A 20,346-nucleotide genomic window follows, 5' to 3' on the forward strand; every position below is an offset into this window, starting at 1 on the left:
ATGAGTGCCCCCCACCCGCGCACGGCGCGCACCGGATGCGATCTCCGGATTCTGCGGGCCGCGGTGTTCGCCGCGGTCTGCGTCGTGCTGGCCGCGGCCGGGCACTCGCTCGCCTCCTGCGCCACGGTTCCGCTGTGGACCCTGGGCGCCGGGCTGCTCGGCGTGTTCGCCGTCGCCGCCCTGCTCGCCGGGCGGGAGCGCTCGCTGCCGGGCATCGCGGCGCTTCTCGCGGTGGGCCAGGTGGTGCTGCACACGCTGTTCGGGCTCGGTCAGCACTCCGGCGCCATGGCGTCCAAGGCGATGTCCACGGCCGACGCGGCACTCGTGGCCCGCGCCGCGCACCTGTTGTGCGGCGCCACCGCGGCGACGATCTCCCCCGCGCACGCCCAGAAGATCCTCTCCGACGCGCGGCTCGTGCCGGTGACGGGCACGGCCGCGGCGCGCCACCCGGCCGACGCCCTGGCGTCCGACGGCTCATGGTGGTCGGTCCTGCCGTCGGTGCCCATGCTGCTCGCGCACCTCCTCGCGGCCGTCGCCGCCGGGTGGGTGCTGCGCCGGGGGGACATGGCACTGCTGCGGCTCATGCGGCTGTCGGCGCACGGGGCCGCGGAGGGGGCTCTCGTACGATCCCTGCGCTCGTCGCTCGCCCTCACGCGCGCCCTCCTTGCCGGGCTTCCCGGCGCGCCCGACGCGGGGCCGCGCGCCCCGCGCACCGCATTCCTGCTGCCACCGAAGCCGCGCACGACCACGCTGCAGCACACGGTGATCCGGCGCGGACCGCCCTCCCCCACTCCGTTCGTCCTCGCTGCCTGACGCGACCGCACCACTCCACCCGTCGGTACGGGAGAGGCTGCCGTCGCGCGGCACGCGCGCGTGCCCGCGCACAGGGACCGGCCACGGCCGCGATCCGCCTGCGCACGCGCATCTCTCCTCGTCAACGGACTCTCACCCGAAGTGGAGTGGTCTCAAGCCATGAAGGCCATCAAGGGTTCCCTGAAGGGCTCCCGCATCGCCGTCGCCGGTGCCGCCGCCGCATCCGCCGTCCTCGTCCTGTCCACGCCCGCCTTCGCGCACGTGACCGTGCAGCCGGAGGGCCAGGCCGCCAAGGGCGGTTACGCGGTCGTCGACTTCAAGGTCCCGAACGAGCGGGACAACGCCTCGACCACCGAGGTCGAAGTCACCTTCCCGACCGAACACCCGCTGGCCTCGGTGATGCCGGAGCCGGTCGACGGGTGGAAGGTGCAGGTCACCAAGTCCAAGCTCGCCAAGCCGCTCACGCTGCACGGCCGGCAGATCGACGAGGCGGTGACCAAGGTCACCTGGAGCGCCACCGGCAAGGGCATCGAGCCGGGCTACTTCCAGAAGTTCCCGCTCTCCGTGGGCCAACTGCCCGAGGACACCGACCAGCTCGTCTTCAAGGCCCTCCAGACGTACTCCAACAACGAGGTGGTGCGCTGGATCGAGCCGCAGAAGCAGGGCCAGGAGGAGCCCGAGAATCCCGCCCCGGTGCTCGCGCTGGCCTCCGCCTCATCCTCCGGCCACCACGGCTCCACGGCCGAGGACACCTCCGCCACCACGTCGCCCGCCAAGGACACCGCCGCCGACACCTCCTCCGGCGGCACCGACACCACCGCCCGCGTCCTCGGCGTCGTCGGCATCGTCGTCGGCGCGGCAGGCGTGGCGTACGCCGTCCTGGCCGGCCGCCGGCGCACCACCGACGCCTGAGCTCCGTCTCGCTCCGGGCACGCGCAGGGGTCGTACGACCACGCCGTGACGCGACACGTGCGGCCCCGGCGCACCCGTAAGCACTCACATCTGGGACATTTCTCTATGCGCACCAAGAAGACCTTCGCGGCGGCCACGCTCCTCGCCACCGCCGCGCTCACCCTCACCGCCTGCGGGTCCGGTGACAGCGGCGACAAGCCGATCGCCGTCGTCTCCGCCGAGGCCGGCTCCGACAAGGCCGGAACGGTGCTGGACCAGCCGTTCGAGAAGCCGGACCTCGTCCTCACCGACACCCACGGCAAGAAGTACGACCTCCGCGCTCAGACCAAGGACAAGCCGACGCTGATCTACTTCGGCTACACGCACTGCCCCGACGAGTGCCCGCTGACCATGAACAACCTCGCCGTCGCCAAGAAGGAGGTGGAGCGGAGCAAGCAGCTGACCCAGGCGCAGAAGGACTCGCTGCGGATCGTCTTCGTCACCACCGACCCGGAGCGCGACACCCCCGCGGCGCTCGGCACATGGCTCAAGGGCATCGACCCTTCCATCGTCGGCCTCACCGGCGACTTCTCCACCATCCAGGCCGGCGCCCGCACCCTCGGCATCAGCATCGAGCCGCCGAGGAAGGACAAGGACGGAAAGATCGTCTCCACCCACGGCACCCAGGTCGTCGCCTTCTCCCCGAAGACCAACGGCGGTTACGTGGTCTACGGCCAGGACGCCACCGTCGACGACTACATCCGCGACATACCCAAGGTCATCAAGGGGGAGAACCCGTGAGGCGCCGCCTCGGCGGCCCCGCCGCGATGCTGGCGGCGGGGATGGTGCTCGCCGGCTGCGGCGGGCTGGTCCTCGCCGGCTGCGGCGGCTCGGGCGGCTCCTCCGCCAAGCCGGAACTGAGGGTCACCGGCGCCTACATGCCCCAGCCCGTCACCGCCGACATGGCGGCCGGCTTCTTCACGGTGACCAACTCCGGCGGCGCCGACACCCTCACCTCCGTCACCAGCGGCCTCGCCGGCGACGTCACGCTGCACTCCACCAAGGGCGGCGCGATGGAGGAGGAGAAGTCGTTCGCCGTGCCCGCGCACGGTGAGCTGGACTTCACCAGCGGCGGCAACCACCTCATGTTCGAAAAGCTCACCCGCAAGCCGAAACAGGGCGACAAGGTGTCCGTACAGCTGCACTTCACGAAGTCCGGAACGGTCACCGTCGAGATGCCCGTGAAGCCGGCGACGTACAACCCCAAGACCGGCCACTGAGGGAGGCATCACCGTGACGCAGGCCATCGCTCCCGGCGGGCGCGCCGTGCCGAACACCATCCATGCGGCGCCCCGGCGCACGGTCCGCGTCCGCGCGGCCCGCCTGCTGCTGACGCTGCTGCTCGCCGTCGCGGGCGGGCTGTTCGCCGGGGCGGCACCTGCCTCGGCGCACGCCGCACTGCTCGGCAGCGACCCCGCGCAGGGAGTGGTGGTCGACAAGGCGCCCACCCAGGTCACACTCACCTTCTCCGAGCAGGTCGCGTTCTCCGACGGATCGCTGCGCGTCCTGGACCCCCGGGGGCAGCGCGTCGACACCGGAAAGCCGGCCAACCTCAGCGGCACGACCTACGGCGTGCAGATGCGACCGGGGCTGCCGAACGGCACCTACACCGTCACCTACCAGGTGGTGTCCGCCGACAGCCACCCCGTCTCCGGTGCCTTCACCTTCTCCGTCGGCGCCCCGTCCGCGACCACGGTCTCCGCCTCGAGTCCGACCGTGGGCGGCGGGGTCGTCGGCACCCTCTACGGGATCGGGCGGTACGTCTCCTACGCCGGATTCATCCTGCTGATCGGCGGAGCAGCCTTCGTACTGGCCTGCTGGCAGCGGGGCGCCGGGGTGCGGGCCGTGCAGCGGCTCGTGGTCTCCGGGTGGGTGGCGCTCACCTCGGCCACCCTCGCGCTGCTGCTCCTGCGCGGCTCGTACACCGGCTCGGGCAAGGTCGCCGACATCTTCGACCTGTCCCTGATCGGGCAGGTGCTGCAGACCAAGGCGGGGGCGGCGCTGGTGTCCCGGCTGCTGCTGCTCGCGGCCGCGGCGCTGTTCATCGCGGTGCTGTTCGGGGCCTATGTGCGGCGGGACGCGGAGGAGGCGGCCGCCGATGCCGATGGCGCCGCCGATGGCGATGGCGACGCCGGTGCCGGGCAGGGCGCGGGGGAGGTTGCCGCCGACCCGTCCGCCGAGAAGCGGGACCTCACCTTCGGACTCGCCATCGGCGGAACCGTCATCGCGGCAGGGCTCGCCGCGACCTGGGCGATGGCCGAACACGCCTCCACCGGCATCCAGACCGGCGTCGCCATGCCCGTCGACGTCCTGCACCTGCTGGCGGTCGCCGTCTGGCTGGGCGGACTCGCCACGCTGCTCGTCGCGCTCCACCGGGCGCCGTCGATCGGGACGGCGGCCGTACGGCGCTTCTCGCGCATCGCGTTCGGCAGCGTGGTGACGCTGGCCGCGACCGGTGTCTACCAGGCCTGGCGCCAGGTCGGCTCGTGGTCGACGCTGACCGGGACGACGTACGGGCAGCTGCTGCTCGTCAAGGTGGGCCTGGTCGCCGTCCTGGTCGGGACCGGATGGATCTCGCGCCGGTGGACGGCACAGCTGGCGGACGCACCGACCGACGTCGCGACGGACGCGGCCCGGAAGAAGCCGGCGACGGTCGCGGCGCAGACGTCGGGGTTGGGGTCGGCGTCGGCGTCGGGGTCGGGGTCGGGGTCGGACAAGGAGATGTCAGCCGAGCAGACGTCGGCCACAGCAAGCGGGTCGGAAGCCTCCGGCCCGGAAGGCGCCTCCCGTCCGGCCGGGTCCTCCGGCAAGGCGTCCGCGGGGGCCGGTGACCCCGAGCGCGCCGCCCAGCTCGCCCGGCAGCGGGCCGCCATGGCCGCCGCACGTGCCAAGCGGGTCCGGGACGCCGACCCCTTCCGTTCCGGGCTGCGCCGCACCGTCCTCGCGGAGGCGGCCGTCGCCGTCGTCCTGCTCGCCGTCACCACCGCACTGACCACGACCGAGCCCGGGCGCACGGAAGAGGCGGCCAAGGCGGTCACCGCCTCCTCCGCGTCCCAGCGCTCCGGATCCCTGTCGCTGAAGATCCCCTTCGACACCGGCGGCCAGGACGGCAAGGGCACCGTGCGGCTCACCCTCGACCCGGCCCGCGTCGGCGGCAACGTGATGCACGTCTATGTGACACGGCCGAACGGCAACGCCTTCGACGTCCCCGAGGTGAAGGTCGCCTTCACGCTCCAGGCCAAGAGCATCGGACCGCTGCCGATCGCCCCCGACCACATCGCCACCGGCCACTGGTCGGCCAGCGGCGTGCAGATCCCCATGGCGGGCGACTGGAAGATCGAGGTGACCGTGCGGACCTCCGACATCGACCAAGTGACCGTGAACAAGAACGCGCAGATCGGCTGAACCCCACGATGCCTGACCAGTCCACCGACACCACCTCCAGAGGGGCCATCACCCGGCGGCGGCTCCTCGGCACCGCGGGCGCCACCGGCCTCGCGCTCGGCGCCGCGGGCGGGGCTGCCGGATACGCCGCCGCGCCCGCCGCCACAACCGCGCCGCTGACCTCGCTGGGCGCGGACCGGGCGATGTTTCACGGGAAACATCAGCCCGGCATCACCGACGCCCTCCAGGCCCGCGGCCATCTCGTCGCCTTCGACCTGGCGGCGGGCGCCGGCCGCAAGGAGGCCGCCGCACTGCTGCGCCGCTGGTCCACCACCGCCGAGCGGCTGATGGCGGGCGAACCGGCCGCACACGACGACACCGACGTCGCCCGTGACGCCGGCCCCTCGTCCCTGACGATCACGTTCGGGTTCGGACACAGCTTCTTCTCCCGTACGGGACTGGAGAAGCAGCGCCCGGACGCCCTGGACCCGCTGCCCGACTTCTCCTCCGACCACCTCGACAAGTCCCGCAGCGACGGCGACCTGTGGGTGCAGATCGGGGCCAACGACGCGCTCGTCGCCTTCCACGCCCTGCGCGCGATCCAGAAGGACGCGGGCGGCGCGGCCCGGCTGCGCTGGCAGATGAACGGCTTCAACCGCTCGCCGGGCGCGACCGCGCACCCCATGACCGCCCGCAACCTGATGGGCCAGGTCGACGGCACCCACAACCCCAAGCCCACCGACGCCGACTTCGACCAGCGCATCTTCGTCCCCGCGTCCGGCGACCCGGCGTGGATGGCGCACGGCTCCTACGCCGTCGTCCGCCGCATCCGCATGCTCCTCGACGACTGGGAGAAGCTCTCCCCCAAGGCCCAGGAGGAGGTCATAGGCCGCCGCAAGTCCGACGGCGCACCCCTCAGCGGCGGCACCGAGACGACCGAGATGGACCTGGAGAAGACCGGCGCCGACGGCAAACTGGTCGTGCCGATCAACGCGCACGCACGGATCACCCGGCCCGACCAGAACGGGGGCGCGGCGATGCTCCGCCGCCCCTTCTCCTACCACGACGGTTTCGACGCGGACGGGACGCCGGACGCGGGCCTGCTGTTCATCTGCTGGCAGGCGGACCCGCTGCGCGGCTTCGTCCCCGTGCAGCGCAAGCTCGACCGGGGGGACGCGCTGTCGCAGTTCATCCGCCACGAGGCGAGCGGCCTGTTCGCGGTGCCGGGCGGCGCGGCACAGGGGGAGTACGTGGGGCAGCGGCTGCTGGAGGGGTAGGCGAGGCGCTCGATCGGGGGCCGTTTCCACAGGCGTGGGCCGAGCCTCGGCACGGCGCATTAGGGTGAGGGCATGCCAGCCAGCTATGCGTATCTCGGTCCCGAGGGCACCTTCACCGAGGTCGCCCTCCGTACGCTGCCCGAGGCCGCGACCCGTGAGCTCGTCCCGATGGTGTCCGTCCCGGCGGCACTCGACGCCGTCCGCAGCGGCGAGGCCGAGGCCGCCTTCGTGCCGATCGAGAACTCGGTGGAGGGCGGCATCACGACCACGCTCGACGAACTGGTCGCGGGCGAGCCGCTGATGATCTACCGCGAGGTGCTGCTGTCGATCACCTTCGCGCTGCTGGTCCGCCCCGGTACGAAGCTCTCCGAGATCAAGACCGTCACCGCGCACCCCGCCGCACAGCCTCAGGTGCGCAACTGGCTGAAGGCCAACCTCCCGGACGCCGTCTGGGAGTCGGCCGCCTCGAACGCGGACGGTGCCCGCCTGGTCCAGGAGGGCCGCTACGACGCGGCGTTCGCCGGCGAGTTCGCCGCCGCCCGCTACGGCCTTCAGGCGCTGGAGACCGGCATCCACGACGCGGAGAACGCGCAGACGCGGTTCGTGCTGGTCGGCCGGCCCGCCAGGCCCGCGGCACCGACAGGCGCGGACAAGACCTCCGTCGTGCTGTGGCAGCGTGACGACCACCCCGGTGGGCTGCGCGATCTGCTGGGTGAGTTCGCGGTGCGGGGCATCAACCTGATGCTGCTGCAGTCGCGCCCCACGGGAGCCGGCATCGGGAACTACTGCTTCTGCATCGACGCCGAGGGCCATATCTCGGACCGCCGGGTCGCCGAGGCGCTGATGGGACTGAAGCGGATCTGTCTGCAGGTGCGGTTCCTCGGCTCGTACCCGCGTGCGGACATCAAGCCGGAGGCGGTGCGACCCCCGCTGCCGGGGACGTCGGACGACGAGTTCGTGTCGGCCTCGGACTGGGTGGCGCGCTGCCAGGATGGCAGGTTCTAGGGGCGTCTCGTCCTACCTGCTGATTTTTCTTGTCCACAGGAGTTATCCACAGCCCACTTTCTTGATCTGGGGATAAGTCGACAGGGTAGGGCCAGCGAGTCGACAAATCGGTCTGCGGACCCCCCGTCCGTCCACCGTCACGTACGCCACAGTTGTCCACCCGTTTCTTTCGATCAACCCTTTGGGACGACCCTTTTCCACCCGAAAGTGCGGGTGATGGGGGTTTGGACCAGGAATTCTCCGCTCCCGGCAGGCCTTTCGGAATGATCACTTCCGGCGTCCACAGATCTTCCGCACAGCCTGTGGATAACCCTCCGGCGCCTGTGGACGCCTGTGGACAGGCGCACCCCAAATCCGGTTCACCACAAGGAAGTCGGGTCAACGAAACCCCTCACGGTCTGCCTCATTCCGGCGACCGGCCCTCTTTTATTGACACCTACTGACACCTACCGTAATTGCCCCATAACGGAACCATGCCCTGCGGATCGGAATACGCGGTCGTGTCCCGGAACCTGGCACCGGTAGCCTTGAGGGGTGATTGACCTTCGCCTGCTCCGTGAGGACCCCGACCGTGTTCGCGCCTCCCAGCGCGCCCGTGGTGAGGACGTCGCGCTCGTCGACGCCCTCCTCTCCGCCGACGAGCGGCGCAGGTCGTCCGGCGTCCGCTTCGACGAACTCCGCTCCGAGCAGAAGGCGCTCGGCAAGCTGATCCCCAAGGCCACCGGGGACGAGAAGGCCGAGCTGCTGAAGAAGGCGAGCCAGCTGGCCGCCGACGTCAAGGCGGCCGACGCCGAGCAGCACGAGGCGGACGAGGAGACCAAGCGGCTCCTGCTCCAGCTGGGCAACCTGGTGCACCCCGACGTCCCGGTCGGCGGCGAGGAGGACTTCGTCGTCCTGGAGACACACGGCACCATCCGCGACTTCGCCGCCGAGGGCTTCGAGCCCAAGGACCATCTGGAGCTCGGCGAGGCGCTCGGCGCGATCGACGTGGAGCGCGGCGCGAAGGTCTCCGGCTCGCGCTTCTACTACCTGACCGGTGTCGGCGCGCTGCTGGAGCTGGCGCTCGTCAACGCGGCGATCGCGCAGGCCACCGAGGCCGGGTTCACCCCCATGCTGACGCCGGCCCTGGTCCGCCCGCGCGCCATGGAGGGCACGGGCTTCCTCGGCCAGGCCGCCGAGAACGTGTACCACCTGGAGAAGGACGACTTCTACCTGGTCGGCACCTCCGAGGTCCCGCTCGCGGCGTACCACATGGACGAGATCATCGACGCGGACAAGCTGCCGCTGCGCTACGCGGGCTTCTCGCCGTGCTTCCGCCGCGAGGCCGGCACCTACGGCAAGGACACGCGGGGCATCTTCCGCGTGCACCAGTTCGACAAGGTCGAGATGTTCTCCTTCGTCGACCCGGAGGACGCCGAGAACGAGCACAAGCGGCTCCTGGAGTGGGAGAAGCAGTGGCTGACCTCGCTGGAGCTGCCGTTCCAGGTCATCGACGTGGCGACCGGTGACCTCGGCGCGTCGGCGTCACGGAAGTACGACTGCGAGGCCTGGATCCCGACCCAGGGCAAGTACCGCGAGCTGACCTCGACCTCCAACTGCGACACCTTCCAGGCGCGCCGGCTCTCGGTCCGGATGCGGGACGGCAGGAAGGTCCAGCCGCTGGCGACGCTGAACGGCACACTGTGCGCCGTGCCGCGCACCATCGTGGCGATCCTGGAGAACCACCAGCTGGCCGACGGCTCGGTGCGGGTGCCCGAGATCCTACGGCCTTACCTGGGCGGGCGGGAGCTGCTGGAGCCCGTGGCCAAGTGAGCGCGGGTGAGGATGCCGGTTTTCCGTCCACGTTTCCCCACCAGCTGATCGCGACCGACCTCGACGGGACGCTCCTGCGCTCCGACGAGACGGTCTCGGAGCGCACCCGTGAGGCGCTCGCCGCGGCCACCGCGGCGGGCGCCGTGCACATCGTGGTCACGGGACGCTCGGTCCCGTGGACCCGCTACATCCTCGACGACCTCGGCTACCGGGGCCTCGCCGTGTGCGGTCAGGGGGCGCAGGTCTACGACGCCGGCGAGCACCGCCTGCTGACGTCCGTGACCCTGGACCGGCAGACAGCGGGACTCGCCCTGGCCAAGATCGAGGCGGAGGTCGGCCCGCTGCTCTTGGCGGCGAGCCGGGACGGCCTGGACGGTGAGGTCCTGGTCGGCCCCGGCTACCGGGTTCATGACGGGCCGCTGCCGTACCAGCCGATCAAGGACGCGGCGGAGTTGTGGTCGGCGCCGTTGAACAAGGTCTACCTCCAGCATCCGACTCTGAGCGACGACGAACTCGCCGAGGCGGCGCGACAGGCCGCCGGCGGTCTCGTCGGGGTGACCATGGCGGGCGAGGGCATCGTGGAGATCCTCCCCCTCGGCCTGAGCAAGGCGACGGGCCTGTCACTGGCGGCACGCCGCCTCGGGGTGAAGGCCGCGGAGACGATCGCCTTCGGCGACATGCCCAACGACATACCGATGTTCGCGTGGGCGGCCCACGGTGTGGCCATGGCCAACGCGCACGCGGACCTCAAGGAGGTCGCGGACGAGGTGACGCTGAGCAACGACGGGGACGGCATCGCGGTGGTACTGGAGCGGTTGCTGGAGCAGGCGTAACCGCAACAGCTTTGCGCGGAGGATGCGCGGATCGAACGCGCGCGGGTTGACCCCGACCACGGCTTGCTTGTGATCGAACACAGCGCAAGCCGGTGCCTTACCACTCGGCCAATCCTCCGGGTGGGCGGCCCACGCGATGCTGATCGCGTGCTCGAAGCGGCCGCCCCGGGCAGCTCCCCGTGCGGGGCGGACTCGACGGAGCGGGTAACTACTCCGGAGCCTGCCGCGGGCTGCCCTGTCGGGAGCTCGGCGTACTGTCGTGCGTGGACATCGCCCAGCTCCTCTCCCAGAACGTGGCGCCGGGGTGATCCGGCGTCGTGGTCATCACCACTGTGCCCGGTCGCCGCATCGGGCGCCACCGAATAAAGGCCGGGAAGTCGGCGTCCTGCGACCGCTACCGGCGCCGCCACCTGCGGCGCCGCGCCTTGCTGAAGAACCAGCCGGCGGGCGGCTCGTCGGAACGCCACGGCTGGGGGGCAGGCGCCTCGTTGCGCCAGCGCGCTGCCAGCATCCGGGCACGCGCGGACGGTTCCCTGGTCGACGCGGACCGTATGAAGTCCTCGTCGAACACGACACCGTCCCATGCGTCGCCGGTCTCACCCGGCCCGTCACCCCGTGGAACCTGAGCAGTCATCCCCGGTCCTTTCCCCTGCCGTGCATCCCCTTTGCCCAGTGTGCCCAGGCAGGTGTGAAACCGCCGTCAGAAAAGCCTTCGGAAAAAGGAAGAAGAACGGCCTGTTCCCGAGGGCCCCGGGGAGAGGGGAAGGTGCGGCCCGTCGCGGACCGCACCCCACCGGAGCCCACCACGGGCTCCGGCTGGAGCCCCGCGGGGACCGTCACTCCTCGCCCGCCAGCGTCAGCGTCCGCAGCTTCTGCCCCGCGTACCAGGTGGCGGCCACGGTCACCACGATCAGCAACACCGTCGCGGTGGGCAGCCCCACGTCCGAGGTGACCAGGGAGCTGTCGGAGACCTTGTGGGCCACGGCCAGGGACCACTGCTGGACGCTGAGCGTGCGCGCCCCGGAGACCAGCGAGCCGAACAGCGCCTCCCACACCAGCGCATAGACCAGGCCGAAGACCACCGCGTGCCGGCTCACCGTGCCGAGCAGCAGGAACAGCGCGGCGTAGGCGATGGAGGAGACCAGTGCCGCCACGGTGTAGGCGACCGCTATCTGCTGGCCGTTGCCGTTGAGGATCAGGCCCGCGACGAACGTCGGCAGGGCGGAGAACGCCATGGTGACGGCGATCGCGACGATCAGCTTGGTGAAGATGATCGTGGGCCGCTTCACCGGCTTGGCCAGCAGGTACACCACCGAGCCGTCGTCGATCTCGGGTCCGATGGCGCCGGTGCCCGCGATGACGCCGATGATCGGAACCATGGTGGCCAGGGCGAACCCGCCGAGGACGTCGTGGGCGACCTGGTCGTCCGCGCCGGTCAGCGCCCGGATGACAGCGGAGATCACGATCAGCAGGACGGGCAGCGCGCCGAGGATGAGGGCCCGGCGGCGGCCGAGCAGGCCCCGGTAGGTGAGCCGGGCGACTGTGGGGTCGTACATCTTCGGCCTCCTACGCCGCGACCAGGTACGAGAAGACGGACTCGAGGGACTCGTCGGACGGCGAGACGGTGAGCAGCCGGATGCCGTGCTCGCGCGCGACCTTCGGCAGCAGCGTCGTGAACCGGCCGAAGTCGATCGCCTGGATGCGCAGGGCGCCTTCGGTGAGGTCGACTTCGATACCGGACGTCGACGGGTCGGCGATCAGCGCGGCGGCGAGTGCCCGGTCGTCGCTGGAACGCACCAGATAGCGGTGCGGGCGGTCGGTCATCAGGCGGCGGATCCTGCGGAAGTCCCCGCTCGCCGCGTGCCGTCCGGCGACGATCACCTCGATGTGCGAGGCCAACTGCTCGACCTCTTCGAGAATGTGGGACGAGAACAGCACCGTGCGGCCCTCGGCACCCATGCGCCGCAGCAGCTCCATGAGGTGCATGCGCTGGCGCGGGTCCATCCCGTTGAACGGTTCGTCGAGCAGCAGCAGCGAAGGGTCGTGCACGAGGGCGGAGGCCATCTTCACGCGCTGCCGCATGCCCTTGGAGTACGTGGAGATCTTCCGGTCCTGCGCGTACTCCATCTCGACGGTGGCCAGCGCCCGCTGGGCGGCCTTGGCGCCCAAGCCGTGCAACTCGGCGTTGGCGACGACGAATTCGCGGCCCGTGAGGAAGTCGTACATCGCCTCCCGCTCGGGGACGATGCCGATGTGCCGGTAGATCTCCTCGTTGCGCCACACCGGCTGCCCGTCGAGGGTGACCGAGCCGGTGGAGGGGGCGAGGAAGCCGCCCATCATGTTGATGAGCGTGGACTTCCCGGCGCCGTTGGGACCCAGCAGGCCGGTGACTCCGGGGCCGATGGTCATCGTGACGTCGTTGACGGCGACCACGTTGCCGAACCAGCGGGAGACGTGATCAATGGTGAGGGAGCTCACAGTCCCACCTTTCGGTAGCGGCGTGTCAGCAGTCCGTAGCTGCCGGCGATGAGTCCGAGGGTGACGAGGAGGAAGACGACTCCCTGCGCGGCCGAGGGTCCCTGCCCGCCGGGGAAGGAGGAGGTCGCGCCGAGGAAGGCGGTCTGCACCCCGTCGATGAGGGTGATGGGCGAGAACAGGCCCATCCACACCAGTGCCGTGGAGTTGCCCGAGTGGACCTCCGCTATCGCCTGGATGGTGGAGACGGCTCCGTAGGAGATGGTCAGCACGGCGATGACGGCCGCGATGCCGAAACCGCGCCGGGGCGTGGCCGCCGCGATGACGAGGCTGATCCCGGAGAACAGCAGGGAGAGCAGGGCCACGGAGACCAGTCCCTCGGCGAATCCCTTGGTCTGGTGGGCGAAGTCCAGCTTGGCGAGCAGCGCGCCCACGTAGAGGACGAGCAGGGGTGCAGCCGTCAGGATGAACATCGCCGAGGCCAGCGCCGCGTACTTGGCGCGGACGTAGTCGGCGGTCTCGATGGGGCGGGAGAAGTACAGCGGAACGGTCTTGAAGCGCAGGTCGCGCGAGACCGCCTGGGGCGCCTGCGAGGCGACGTACAGGCCGATGAGGGCCTGCATGATGATCGCGTAACGCGTGTACTCGACGGGCAGGTCCTTCGCCTTGGTGGCGACCGCGACCGCCACCATGATCAGCGCCGGGGCGCACATCACGACGAACAGCAGCATCGGCAGCACCTTCGACTTCACCGAGCGGCCGAGGCCGTAGGCACCGCGCAGGGACTGCGAGTACAGCGAGCGGCGGGCGTAGGCGCGGCCCAGCCGCGGGCCGTCGTACGAGCGGTAGCCGATGTTGTGGATCCGGGTCTGCTCGGCCTGATGGGCCAGGGGCTGCTCAACCGCCATGACCGACCGCCTCCTTCCGCTGTGCGTCGCTGTCCGTGAAGACCTCCGCGATGTGGTGCCTGCGCTGCTCCATACGGACCAGGCCGAGGCCCAGGTCGGCGACGACGTCCCGGACGAGGTCGTACGTCTGCTCGCCCTCCGCGGACAGCAGCAGGATGTGGCCGGAGCCCGGCAGGCTGCTGCCGTCCTGCGTGGTCACCCCGCGCGCCAGGAGCGCGTCGCGCACCGCGCGGGTGCCGTCCGGGTACTCGTCGGAGTCGGTCACCTCGATCGCGAGGGTCGTGGTGGTCTGGGTGAAGTCCCGGGTGGAGCTGGAGCGCAGCAGCTTGCCGCCGTCGATGACGACGACGTGGTCGCAGGTGCGTTCGAGCTCGCCCAGCAGGTGCGAGGTGACCAGGACCGAGATGCCGAAGTCGGTGTACACGCGGCGGATCAGGCCGAGCATCTCGTCGCGGCCGACCGGGTCCAGGCCGTTGGTCGGCTCGTCCAGGAACACCAGCTGCGGGTCGTGGACCAGGGCCTGGGCGAGCTTCACACGCTGCTTCATGCCGGTGGAGTAACCGCCGATGGGACGGTAGCGCTCCTCGTACAGGCCGACGTGGCGCAGGGTGTCCGCGGTGCGCTCACGGGCGGCGGCCGGGGGCAGGCCGGACATACGGGCCATGTGCACGACGAACTCGGTGGCCGACACGTCGGGCGGCAGACAGTCGTGCTCGGGCATGTACCCGACGCGCTCGCGGATGGCGCCGCCCTTGGTGGCGACGTCGAGGCCGAGCACCTCGGCGCGGCCCTCGGTGGCGGGGGACAGACCCAGCAGGATCTTGATCAGGGTGGACTTGCCGGCTCCGTTCGCTCCGACGAGTCCGGTCACGCCGGGTCCCACGTCAACGGAGAGCCGGTCGAGCGCGGTCACCCGGGGGAACCGCTTGCTCAGGCTTTCGGTCGCGATCACAGTCACGTCATCGACAGTAGTGACGCGGACCACTGCCGTCGTCAGACCGCAGAGTTGTCTGTGGGTCAGCCTCGAGTATTACGGGCCCGTAAGGGTCACCCTCAGGTCGAACGGTCGACCGGTCGAACGGGCGGATGGCGGGGGGCGGGCGCAGGGTGGCGGGGGGCGGGTGGCTCAGGGTGCACATCGCGGCGGTTTTCCACAGGCCGCAGGGCCACTGTTGACGCCACCTCTAACAACTGCGACATTCGCCGGTGTGAGGTGACGGAACCGGTACGAGTGACGGAAGAGGGGGACGGGTGGCTCTCACGGGGGCGCGCGAGCGCCGGGTGCGGACGGGTGGGATCGAGCTGTGCGTGGCCGAGCTGGGCGACCCGGCGCGGCCCACGGTGGTGCTCGTCCACGGCTACCCGGACAGCAAGGAGGTCTGGTCCCAGGTGGCGGCCCGCCTCGCCGCCCGCTTCCACGTCGTGCTCTACGACGTCCGCGGCCACGGCCGGTCGACGGCGCCGGAGCCGCTGCGCGGCGGTTTCACGCTGGAGAAGCTGACGGACGACTTCCTGGCGGTCGCCGACGCGGTCAGCCCCGGCCGGCCCGTCCACCTGGTGGGGCACGACTGGGGCTCGGTCCAAGGCTGGGAGTTCGTCACCGCCGGGCGCACCGAGGGCCGGGTCGCGTCGTTCACCTCGATGTCAGGACCGTCCCTCGACCATCTCGGACAGTGGATCAAGCGGCAGGTCCGCCGGCCGACCCCGCGTCGCGTCGCCCGGCTGCTGGGCCAGGGTGCCCGATCCTGGTACGTCTACCTGCTGCACACCCCCGTCCTGCCGGAGCTGGCCTGGCGCGGACCGCTCGGCAGAAGCTGGCCCGCCATCCTGCGCCGAGCCGAGCGACTGCCCGTCGGCGACCACCCCGCCCCGTCGCTTCCCAGGGACGCGGCCAACGGCGCCTGGCTGTACCGGGACAACATACGGCCCAGGCTGCGCCACCCGCGCTCCGACGCGTACGCGCACGCGCCCGTGCAGCTCATCACGCCGCTGGGGGACGCGTTTCTCTCGGAGCACCTCTACGACGAACTCGAGCGGTGGGCACCGCGGTTGATCCGCCGAATACTTCCGGACCAGCACTGGATCCCGCGCACCCGTCCCGACCAAGTGGCCGCCTGGATCGCGGGGTTCGTGACCGCCGTGGAGAGCGGACGTTCGGCGCCCGTGGGGAGCGGGCGGTACGCGGAGCGGTTCGGTGGACAGCTCGTGCTGGTGACCGGCGCGGGCAGCGGCATCGGGCGGGCCACGGCGGTCGCGTTCGCCAGGGCCGGAGCGCGGGTGGTGGTGGTCGACCGGAACGGCGAAGCTGCCGCCCGGACAGTCGAGTTGGCCCGGCGCGGCGGTGCTCCGGAGGCCTGGGCAGAGACGGTCGACGTCTCCGACGAGCAGGCCATGGAGAAGCTCGCCGAGAAGGTCGCCGCCGTGTACGGGGTGGTCGATGTGCTGGTGAACAACGCCGGGATCGGTCTGTCGGGGTCCTTCTTCGACACCACCGCGGAGGACTGGCGGTCGGTCCTCGACGTCAACTTGTGGGGCTTGGTCCATGGTTGCCGGTTGTTCGGCAGGCAGATGGCCGAGCGTGGGCAGGGCGGCCACATCGTCAACGTCGCGTCGGCGGCTGCCTACCAGCCCTCGAAGGTGCTGCCGGCCTACAGCACGTCCAAGGCAGCCGTCCTGATGCTCAGCGAGTGCCTGCGCGCGGAGTTGGCCGGGCGCGGCATCGGAGTGTCGGCCATCTGTCCCGGCTTCGTGCACACGGACATCACGTCGACGGCGCGGTTCGTGGGCGTGGACCCGGAGGAGGAGAGGCGACGGCGGAAGAGGACCAACCGGCTCTACGGACTGCGTGGTTACCGGCCGGAAAAGGTCGCCGACGCGATTCTTCGGGCGGTGGTACGCAACCAGGCGGTCGTACCGGTCACTCCGGAGGCGCGGGGTGCGCGGCTGTTGTCCCGTGTCGCGCCAAGGCTGTTGCGCGCGATCGCACGGATCGATCCGCCACTGTGACCGGCGGACCAGGGGAGTTGGCGAACCTACATATTCCGCCGTCCGGTTCGGCAAGTCCGCCGCATATGCAACTTACTTGACGAATACGGCGAAGACGGCGACCAGTTGTCCACAGAACCGCCAATTCCCCTGTGGATAAGCAGGGTTGGCTGTGGACCAAACCTCGGGAACAAAAACAGGTGCGTGATCCGTGTCTCTCCCGCACGCTGGAAAGATGACAGAAGGGAATGACGACAGACGTACCGTGAAGGTGTCGAAGTACCTCTCGAAGCACCTGCGGCACCAGCCGGAGCACATCGGGATCAGGCTGGAGGACGGCGGCTGGGTGGAGATCGACACGCTGCTCGCCGCGGCGACCGCCCACGGCTTCCCGATCACCCGCGAAGAACTGGACCGGGTGGTCGCCACCAACGACAAGAAACGCTTCGCGATCGAGGGCACCCGCATCCGCGCCAGCCAGGGCCACAGCGTCGACGTCGACCTGGGGCTGCCCCCGGCGTCCCCGCCCGCGTACCTCTACCACGGAACAGCGGCCCGCAACCTGGACGCGATCCGTGCCGAGGGCCTGAAGCCCATGGGCCGGCACGATGTGCACCTCTCCCCGGACCGCGAGACCGCCACCCGCGTCGGCGCCCGCCGCGGCCGCCCGGTGGTGCTGGCCGTGGACGCCGCCGCCATGCACCGCGACGGCCATGTCTTCCACCTCAGCGAGAACGGGGTGTGGCTCACCAAGGCCGTACCGCCGCACTACCTGCGTTTCCCAGAGAAACGCTGACTCGCGGCTGCGATTCCGGGCCTTTCTGATCAATCTCGGCCACGAGCACTTCCCGGCTCCCTTACGCTCGACGCATGAGTCTGCGTCTGAGCACAGTGATCCTTCCGTACGTCCGCTGGCACGAGGGCGGGCGTTCCGCCTGGCAGCGTGCGGAGCAGCTCGGGTTCCACACCGCCTTCACCTACGACCACCTGTCGTGGCGGTCCTTCCGTGACGGCCCCTGGTTCGGCGCCGTACCGACGCTGACGGCCGCCGCCGCCGTCACCGGCCGGCTGCGCCTCGGCACCCTGGTGACCTCGCCGAACTTCCGGCACCCGGTCACCCTCGCCAAAGAGCTGATCTCCCTGGACGACGTCTCCGGCGGCCGGATCACGCTGGGCATCGGCGCGGGCGGCACCGGCTTCGACGCGACCGCGCTCGGCCAGGAGCCATGGACCCCGCGCGAGCGCGCCGACCGGTTCGGCGAGTTCGTCCCGCTGCTCGACCGGCTGCTCACCGAGGACTCCGTCACCCACCAGGGGACGTACTACTCCGCGCACGAGGCGCGGAACATCCCGGGCTGCGTGCAGCGCCCGCGGCTGCCCTTCGCGATTGCCGCGACCGGCCCGCGCGGCCTGAGGCTCGCCGCCCACCACGGTCAGGCATGGGTGACGACCGGCGACCCGAAGCTGTACGAGACCGGCACCCCTCAGCAGTCGCTGGGGGCCCTGCGCGCGCAGAGCGAGAAGCTGGCCGAGGCCTGCGCCGCGGTCGGCCGTGACGTGGCGGAGCTCGACAAGGTCCTGCTCACCGGCTTCACCCCGGACCGCAACCGCCCGCTTCAGTCCCTGGACGCGTTCGTCGACTTCGCCGGTCGGCACGCGGAGCTGGGCTTCACCGACATCGTGATCCACTGGCCCATCCCCGACTCCGACTTCGCGGCGGACGAGAAGGTCTTCGAGCAGATCGCCACGGAGGCCCCGGCGAAGCTGGGCTGAACATGACGGGAGGTGACGGCGCTGGTGAGCAGTGTCACCACTCAGGTGTGCGGGGTGCCGCACGGCCGTGCGGGCATATGCGCCAGAATGGGCCGGTGACCTCAGCGACCCGACAGCCCGAGACCCCGGCCTTCACCGTCCCGCCCCGGCTGATCGCGACCGACCTCGACGGCACCCTGCTGCGCGACGACAAGTCGGTCTCCGAGCGCACCGTCGCCGCGCTGGCCGCCGCGGAGGAGGCCGGCATCGAGGTGTTCTTCGTCACCGGCCGCCCGGCCCGCTGGATGGACGTCGTCAGCGACCACGTCCACGGTCACGGACTGGCGATCTGCGGCAACGGCGCGGCCGTGGTCGACCTGCACGGCGGCCCCGGCACCCACCGCTTCGTCAAGATCCGCGAACTGGCCCGGGAGAACGCGCTCGACGCCGTACGGCTGCTGCGGGACGCCGCACCCGGCACGGTGTACGCCGTCGAGCAGACCTACGGCTTCTACCAGGAGCCGGCGTACCCGAAGCTGCACATGGAGATCCCGGACCTGCTCGCACCCGCCGAGCAGCTGCTGGCACCGGACGCCCCCGGCGCCCAGGAGCCGGTGCTCAAGATCCTCGCCTACCACCCGGAGCTGGACCCGGACGCCTTCCTCTCCCTGGCCCGGCTCGCCGTCGGCGACCGCGCCACCATCACCCGGTCCAGCCCCAGCGCCCTGCTGGAGATCAGCGGCCCGGGCGTCTCCAAGGCGAGCACCCTCGCGCTGTGCTGCGCCGAGCGCGGCATCTCCCACGAGGAGGTCGTCGCCTTCGGTGACATGCCCAACGACGTGGAGATGCTCACCTGGGCGGGACAGTCCTACGCGATGGGCAACGCCCACCCGGACGTGATCGCCGCCGCGTCGGGGCGTACGGTCGCCAACAACGACGACGGGGTGGCCGTGGTGATCGAGAGGATCCTCGCGCAGCGGTCGTAAGCCGCCGGGACCGGGCCCCGGACGGCGGTTCACTCGGGTACCGCCCTCACAGTCGTACGCCCCGTGCCGTCAGCCACGGCACCGGATCGATGCCCGACCCCCATTCCGGAGTGACCCGGACCTCGAAGTGCAGGTGCGGACCGGTCGAGTTGCCCGTCGTGCCGGACTGAGCGATCCACTGGCCGGTGGCCACCAATTCCCCCTGGCCGACGGTGACAGCGGCCAGATGGGCGTACTGGGTGAAGTAGCCGCCCGGGTGCTGGAGCACGACCTCCATCCCGAAGGCGCCGCCGCACGCCACCCGCACCACCTTCCCGGCGCCGACGGCCCGCACCGGGGTCCCGATGGGCACCGCGAAGTCCTGGCCGGTGTGCCGATGCGCCCAGTGATCGCCTCCGCTGCCGAAGGGAGCGGACAGTCTGTACGACTCCACGGGCGCGTTCCAGGCGCGCGCCGTCCTCTGCGGCGGTCCGCCCAGGTGGACGGCGCCCCGGCACGATCCCGTGGCGGCGGCCGCATCGGCCTGTCTCTGCAGGATCTGTCGTGCCTCCTCCAGCTTCGCCTGCACGGTCCGATTCCTGTCCGCCAACTCGGCGTTCCGCTTCTGCAGCCGCCGCGACTGTGCCGACGCCTCGGCGAGGTCCGCGGCGAGGCGGTCCTCCACCAGGTGGATACCGGCGACCGCGTTCGCGCCCGCACGATCCGCTCCGGCGAGCGAGTGCTGACCTCGCATCAACTTCAAGGTGGCGTCGGGGAGGAGTGTCCGCGCCACATACGGGGGAGCGCCGCTCTGGTGGTACTGGGCGGGCGCGATCAAACCCGGATCCCCGCGCCTCCGGTGGAGGGCCGCGTTCCTCCGGCGCTCCCGTATGAGGAGTCTCTCGTCACGGCGCGCTCGGGCACGCTGCTTCTCGGCCTCCCTGCGCCCGGTCCCGTACTGCCGCGCCACCTCGGCGGCTTCCTGGTACAGCCGTGCCACCCGTAGGGCGGCGGACGAATCGGCACCGTCGCTCCCCGTCCCGCCCCCGGCCACGGCGGACCGCCCCAGGATCGTGGCGACCGCGGACAGCACAACCGAAACGAGCAAGGCCCGCCTGCGCGATGACTGCATGTCAACGATCGTGACCCGTGTCGCGGGCCGGGTCCTGTTGACGTCCTGCGCCTG

The 20,346-nt window shown here is 70.9% G+C and carries 19 protein-coding genes and 1 tRNA gene; 13 read left to right on the top strand and 7 right to left on the bottom strand.

Annotation, left to right across the window (positions count from 1 at the left end; translation table 11 throughout):
- From ACFYZJ_RS19530 to ACFYZJ_RS19570, 9 genes are all read left to right on the top strand, one after another.
- Positions 1-813, top strand: a complete 813-nt coding sequence (locus ACFYZJ_RS19530) for a hypothetical protein (RefSeq protein WP_388569561.1) — start codon at positions 1-3, stop codon at positions 811-813.
- A 180-nt stretch (positions 814-993) separates the two neighbouring features.
- Positions 994-1,725 (top strand): YcnI family protein, encoded by a 732-nt coding sequence (locus ACFYZJ_RS19535; protein ID WP_388570306.1) that lies wholly within the window; start codon positions 994-996, stop codon positions 1,723-1,725.
- Positions 1,726-1,830: 105 nt separating this feature from the next.
- Positions 1,831-2,505 carry an SCO family protein gene (locus ACFYZJ_RS19540; RefSeq protein ID WP_388569564.1) on the top strand — a complete coding sequence of 225 codons (675 nt, stop codon included), beginning with the start codon at positions 1,831-1,833 and terminating at the stop codon, positions 2,503-2,505.
- Complete coding sequence (locus ACFYZJ_RS19545; RefSeq protein WP_388569567.1) at positions 2,502-2,984, top strand: copper chaperone PCu(A)C; 483 nt, start codon at positions 2,502-2,504, stop codon at positions 2,982-2,984. Before ACFYZJ_RS19540 ends, ACFYZJ_RS19545 begins: the two co-directional genes overlap by 4 nt.
- Positions 2,985-3,030: 46 nt before the next feature.
- Positions 3,031-5,169 (top strand): copper resistance CopC/CopD family protein, encoded by a 2,139-nt coding sequence (locus tag ACFYZJ_RS19550; protein WP_388570307.1) that lies wholly within the window; start codon positions 3,031-3,033, stop codon positions 5,167-5,169.
- 8 nt (positions 5,170-5,177) lie between these two features.
- Positions 5,178-6,425, top strand: a complete 1,248-nt coding sequence (gene efeB / locus ACFYZJ_RS19555) for an iron uptake transporter deferrochelatase/peroxidase subunit (RefSeq protein ID WP_388569569.1) — start codon at positions 5,178-5,180, stop codon at positions 6,423-6,425.
- Between the two features lie 72 nt (positions 6,426-6,497).
- Positions 6,498-7,430 (top strand): prephenate dehydratase, encoded by a 933-nt coding sequence (gene pheA / locus ACFYZJ_RS19560; protein ID WP_388569572.1) that lies wholly within the window; start codon positions 6,498-6,500, stop codon positions 7,428-7,430.
- A 534-nt stretch (positions 7,431-7,964) separates the two neighbouring features.
- On the top strand, positions 7,965-9,242 hold the full coding sequence (gene serS, locus ACFYZJ_RS19565) for a serine--tRNA ligase (RefSeq protein ID WP_388569574.1): 1,278 nt from the start codon (positions 7,965-7,967) through the stop codon (positions 9,240-9,242).
- A complete protein-coding gene (locus ACFYZJ_RS19570; protein WP_388569577.1) occupies positions 9,239-10,075 on the top strand; it encodes an HAD family hydrolase in 837 nt (278 codons plus the stop codon). The genes serS and ACFYZJ_RS19570 overlap by 4 nt, the downstream gene beginning before the upstream one ends.
- Before the next feature lie 16 nt (positions 10,076-10,091).
- Here ACFYZJ_RS19570 and ACFYZJ_RS19575 read toward each other — a convergent pair.
- The 6 genes from ACFYZJ_RS19575 to ACFYZJ_RS19600 all read right to left on the bottom strand — a co-directional run bounded on the left by ACFYZJ_RS19575 (position 10,092) and on the right by ACFYZJ_RS19600 (position 14,410).
- Positions 10,092-10,193, bottom strand: a tRNA-OTHER gene (locus ACFYZJ_RS19575).
- Between the two features lie 276 nt (positions 10,194-10,469).
- On the bottom strand, positions 10,470-10,709 hold the full coding sequence (locus ACFYZJ_RS19580) for a hypothetical protein (RefSeq protein WP_388569580.1): 240 nt from the start codon (positions 10,707-10,709) through the stop codon (positions 10,470-10,472).
- Positions 10,710-10,911: 202 nt separating this feature from the next.
- Positions 10,912-11,631 (bottom strand): ABC transporter permease, encoded by a 720-nt coding sequence (locus ACFYZJ_RS19585; RefSeq protein ID WP_388569582.1) that lies wholly within the window; start codon positions 11,629-11,631, stop codon positions 10,912-10,914.
- Between the two features lie 10 nt (positions 11,632-11,641).
- Complete coding sequence (locus ACFYZJ_RS19590) at positions 11,642-12,553, bottom strand: ABC transporter ATP-binding protein (RefSeq protein ID WP_388569585.1); 912 nt, start codon at positions 12,551-12,553, stop codon at positions 11,642-11,644.
- A complete protein-coding gene (locus ACFYZJ_RS19595) occupies positions 12,550-13,458 on the bottom strand; it encodes an ABC transporter permease (RefSeq protein WP_388569588.1) in 909 nt (302 codons plus the stop codon). The genes ACFYZJ_RS19590 and ACFYZJ_RS19595 overlap by 4 nt, the downstream gene beginning before the upstream one ends.
- On the bottom strand, positions 13,448-14,410 hold the full coding sequence (locus tag ACFYZJ_RS19600) for an ABC transporter ATP-binding protein (protein WP_388570309.1): 963 nt from the start codon (positions 14,408-14,410) through the stop codon (positions 13,448-13,450). Before ACFYZJ_RS19600 ends, ACFYZJ_RS19595 begins: the two co-directional genes overlap by 11 nt.
- A 299-nt stretch (positions 14,411-14,709) precedes the next feature.
- Here ACFYZJ_RS19600 and ACFYZJ_RS19605 point away from each other — a divergent pair, with 299 nt between their 5' ends.
- The 4 genes from ACFYZJ_RS19605 to ACFYZJ_RS19620 all read left to right on the top strand — a co-directional run bounded on the left by ACFYZJ_RS19605 (position 14,710) and on the right by ACFYZJ_RS19620 (position 19,181).
- Positions 14,710-16,464 carry an SDR family oxidoreductase gene (locus ACFYZJ_RS19605; RefSeq protein WP_388569590.1) on the top strand — a complete coding sequence of 585 codons (1,755 nt, stop codon included), beginning with the start codon at positions 14,710-14,712 and terminating at the stop codon, positions 16,462-16,464.
- A 214-nt stretch (positions 16,465-16,678) separates the two neighbouring features.
- Entirely contained in the window at positions 16,679-17,239 is a 561-nt protein-coding gene (locus ACFYZJ_RS19610; RefSeq protein ID WP_388569593.1) for an RNA 2'-phosphotransferase, read from the top strand.
- A 74-nt stretch (positions 17,240-17,313) separates the two neighbouring features.
- Positions 17,314-18,216 carry an LLM class flavin-dependent oxidoreductase gene (locus tag ACFYZJ_RS19615; protein ID WP_388569595.1) on the top strand — a complete coding sequence of 301 codons (903 nt, stop codon included), beginning with the start codon at positions 17,314-17,316 and terminating at the stop codon, positions 18,214-18,216.
- 77 nt (positions 18,217-18,293) lie between these two features.
- Positions 18,294-19,181, top strand: a complete 888-nt coding sequence (locus tag ACFYZJ_RS19620) for an HAD hydrolase family protein (protein ID WP_388569598.1) — start codon at positions 18,294-18,296, stop codon at positions 19,179-19,181.
- 46 nt (positions 19,182-19,227) lie between these two features.
- On the opposite strand, the gene ACFYZJ_RS19625 is transcribed toward ACFYZJ_RS19620, so the two are convergent.
- Positions 19,228-20,292: a M23 family metallopeptidase gene (locus tag ACFYZJ_RS19625; RefSeq protein ID WP_388569601.1), complete on the bottom strand. Its 1,065-nt coding sequence runs from the start codon at positions 20,290-20,292 to the stop codon at positions 19,228-19,230.
- Positions 20,293-20,346: the final 54 nt, after the last annotated feature.

This window comes from Streptomyces sp. NPDC001848 (assembly GCF_042891915.1).
In the GTDB taxonomy this organism is placed as follows: Bacteria; Actinomycetota; Actinomycetes; order Streptomycetales; family Streptomycetaceae; genus Streptomyces.

Coding starts and splice junctions, on each gene's coding strand:
- pheA (WP_388569572.1), top strand. CDS start 6,498: ATGCCAGCCAGCTATGCGTATCTCGGTCCCGAGGGCACCTTCACCGAG.
- ACFYZJ_RS19615 (WP_388569595.1), top strand. CDS start 17,314: ATGAGTCTGCGTCTGAGCACAGTGATCCTTCCGTACGTCCGCTGGCAC.
- ACFYZJ_RS19580 (WP_388569580.1), bottom strand. CDS start 10,709: ATGACTGCTCAGGTTCCACGGGGTGACGGGCCGGGTGAGACCGGCGAC.
- ACFYZJ_RS19595 (WP_388569588.1), bottom strand. CDS start 13,458: ATGGCGGTTGAGCAGCCCCTGGCCCATCAGGCCGAGCAGACCCGGATC.
- ACFYZJ_RS19540 (WP_388569564.1), top strand. CDS start 1,831: ATGCGCACCAAGAAGACCTTCGCGGCGGCCACGCTCCTCGCCACCGCC.
- ACFYZJ_RS19620 (WP_388569598.1), top strand. CDS start 18,294: ATGCGCCAGAATGGGCCGGTGACCTCAGCGACCCGACAGCCCGAGACC.
- ACFYZJ_RS19585 (WP_388569582.1), bottom strand. CDS start 11,631: ATGTACGACCCCACAGTCGCCCGGCTCACCTACCGGGGCCTGCTCGGC.
- efeB (WP_388569569.1), top strand. CDS start 5,178: ATGCCTGACCAGTCCACCGACACCACCTCCAGAGGGGCCATCACCCGG.
- ACFYZJ_RS19610 (WP_388569593.1), top strand. CDS start 16,679: ATGACAGAAGGGAATGACGACAGACGTACCGTGAAGGTGTCGAAGTAC.
- ACFYZJ_RS19625 (WP_388569601.1), bottom strand. CDS start 20,292: ATGCAGTCATCGCGCAGGCGGGCCTTGCTCGTTTCGGTTGTGCTGTCC.
- ACFYZJ_RS19530 (WP_388569561.1), top strand. CDS start 1: ATGAGTGCCCCCCACCCGCGCACGGCGCGCACCGGATGCGATCTCCGG.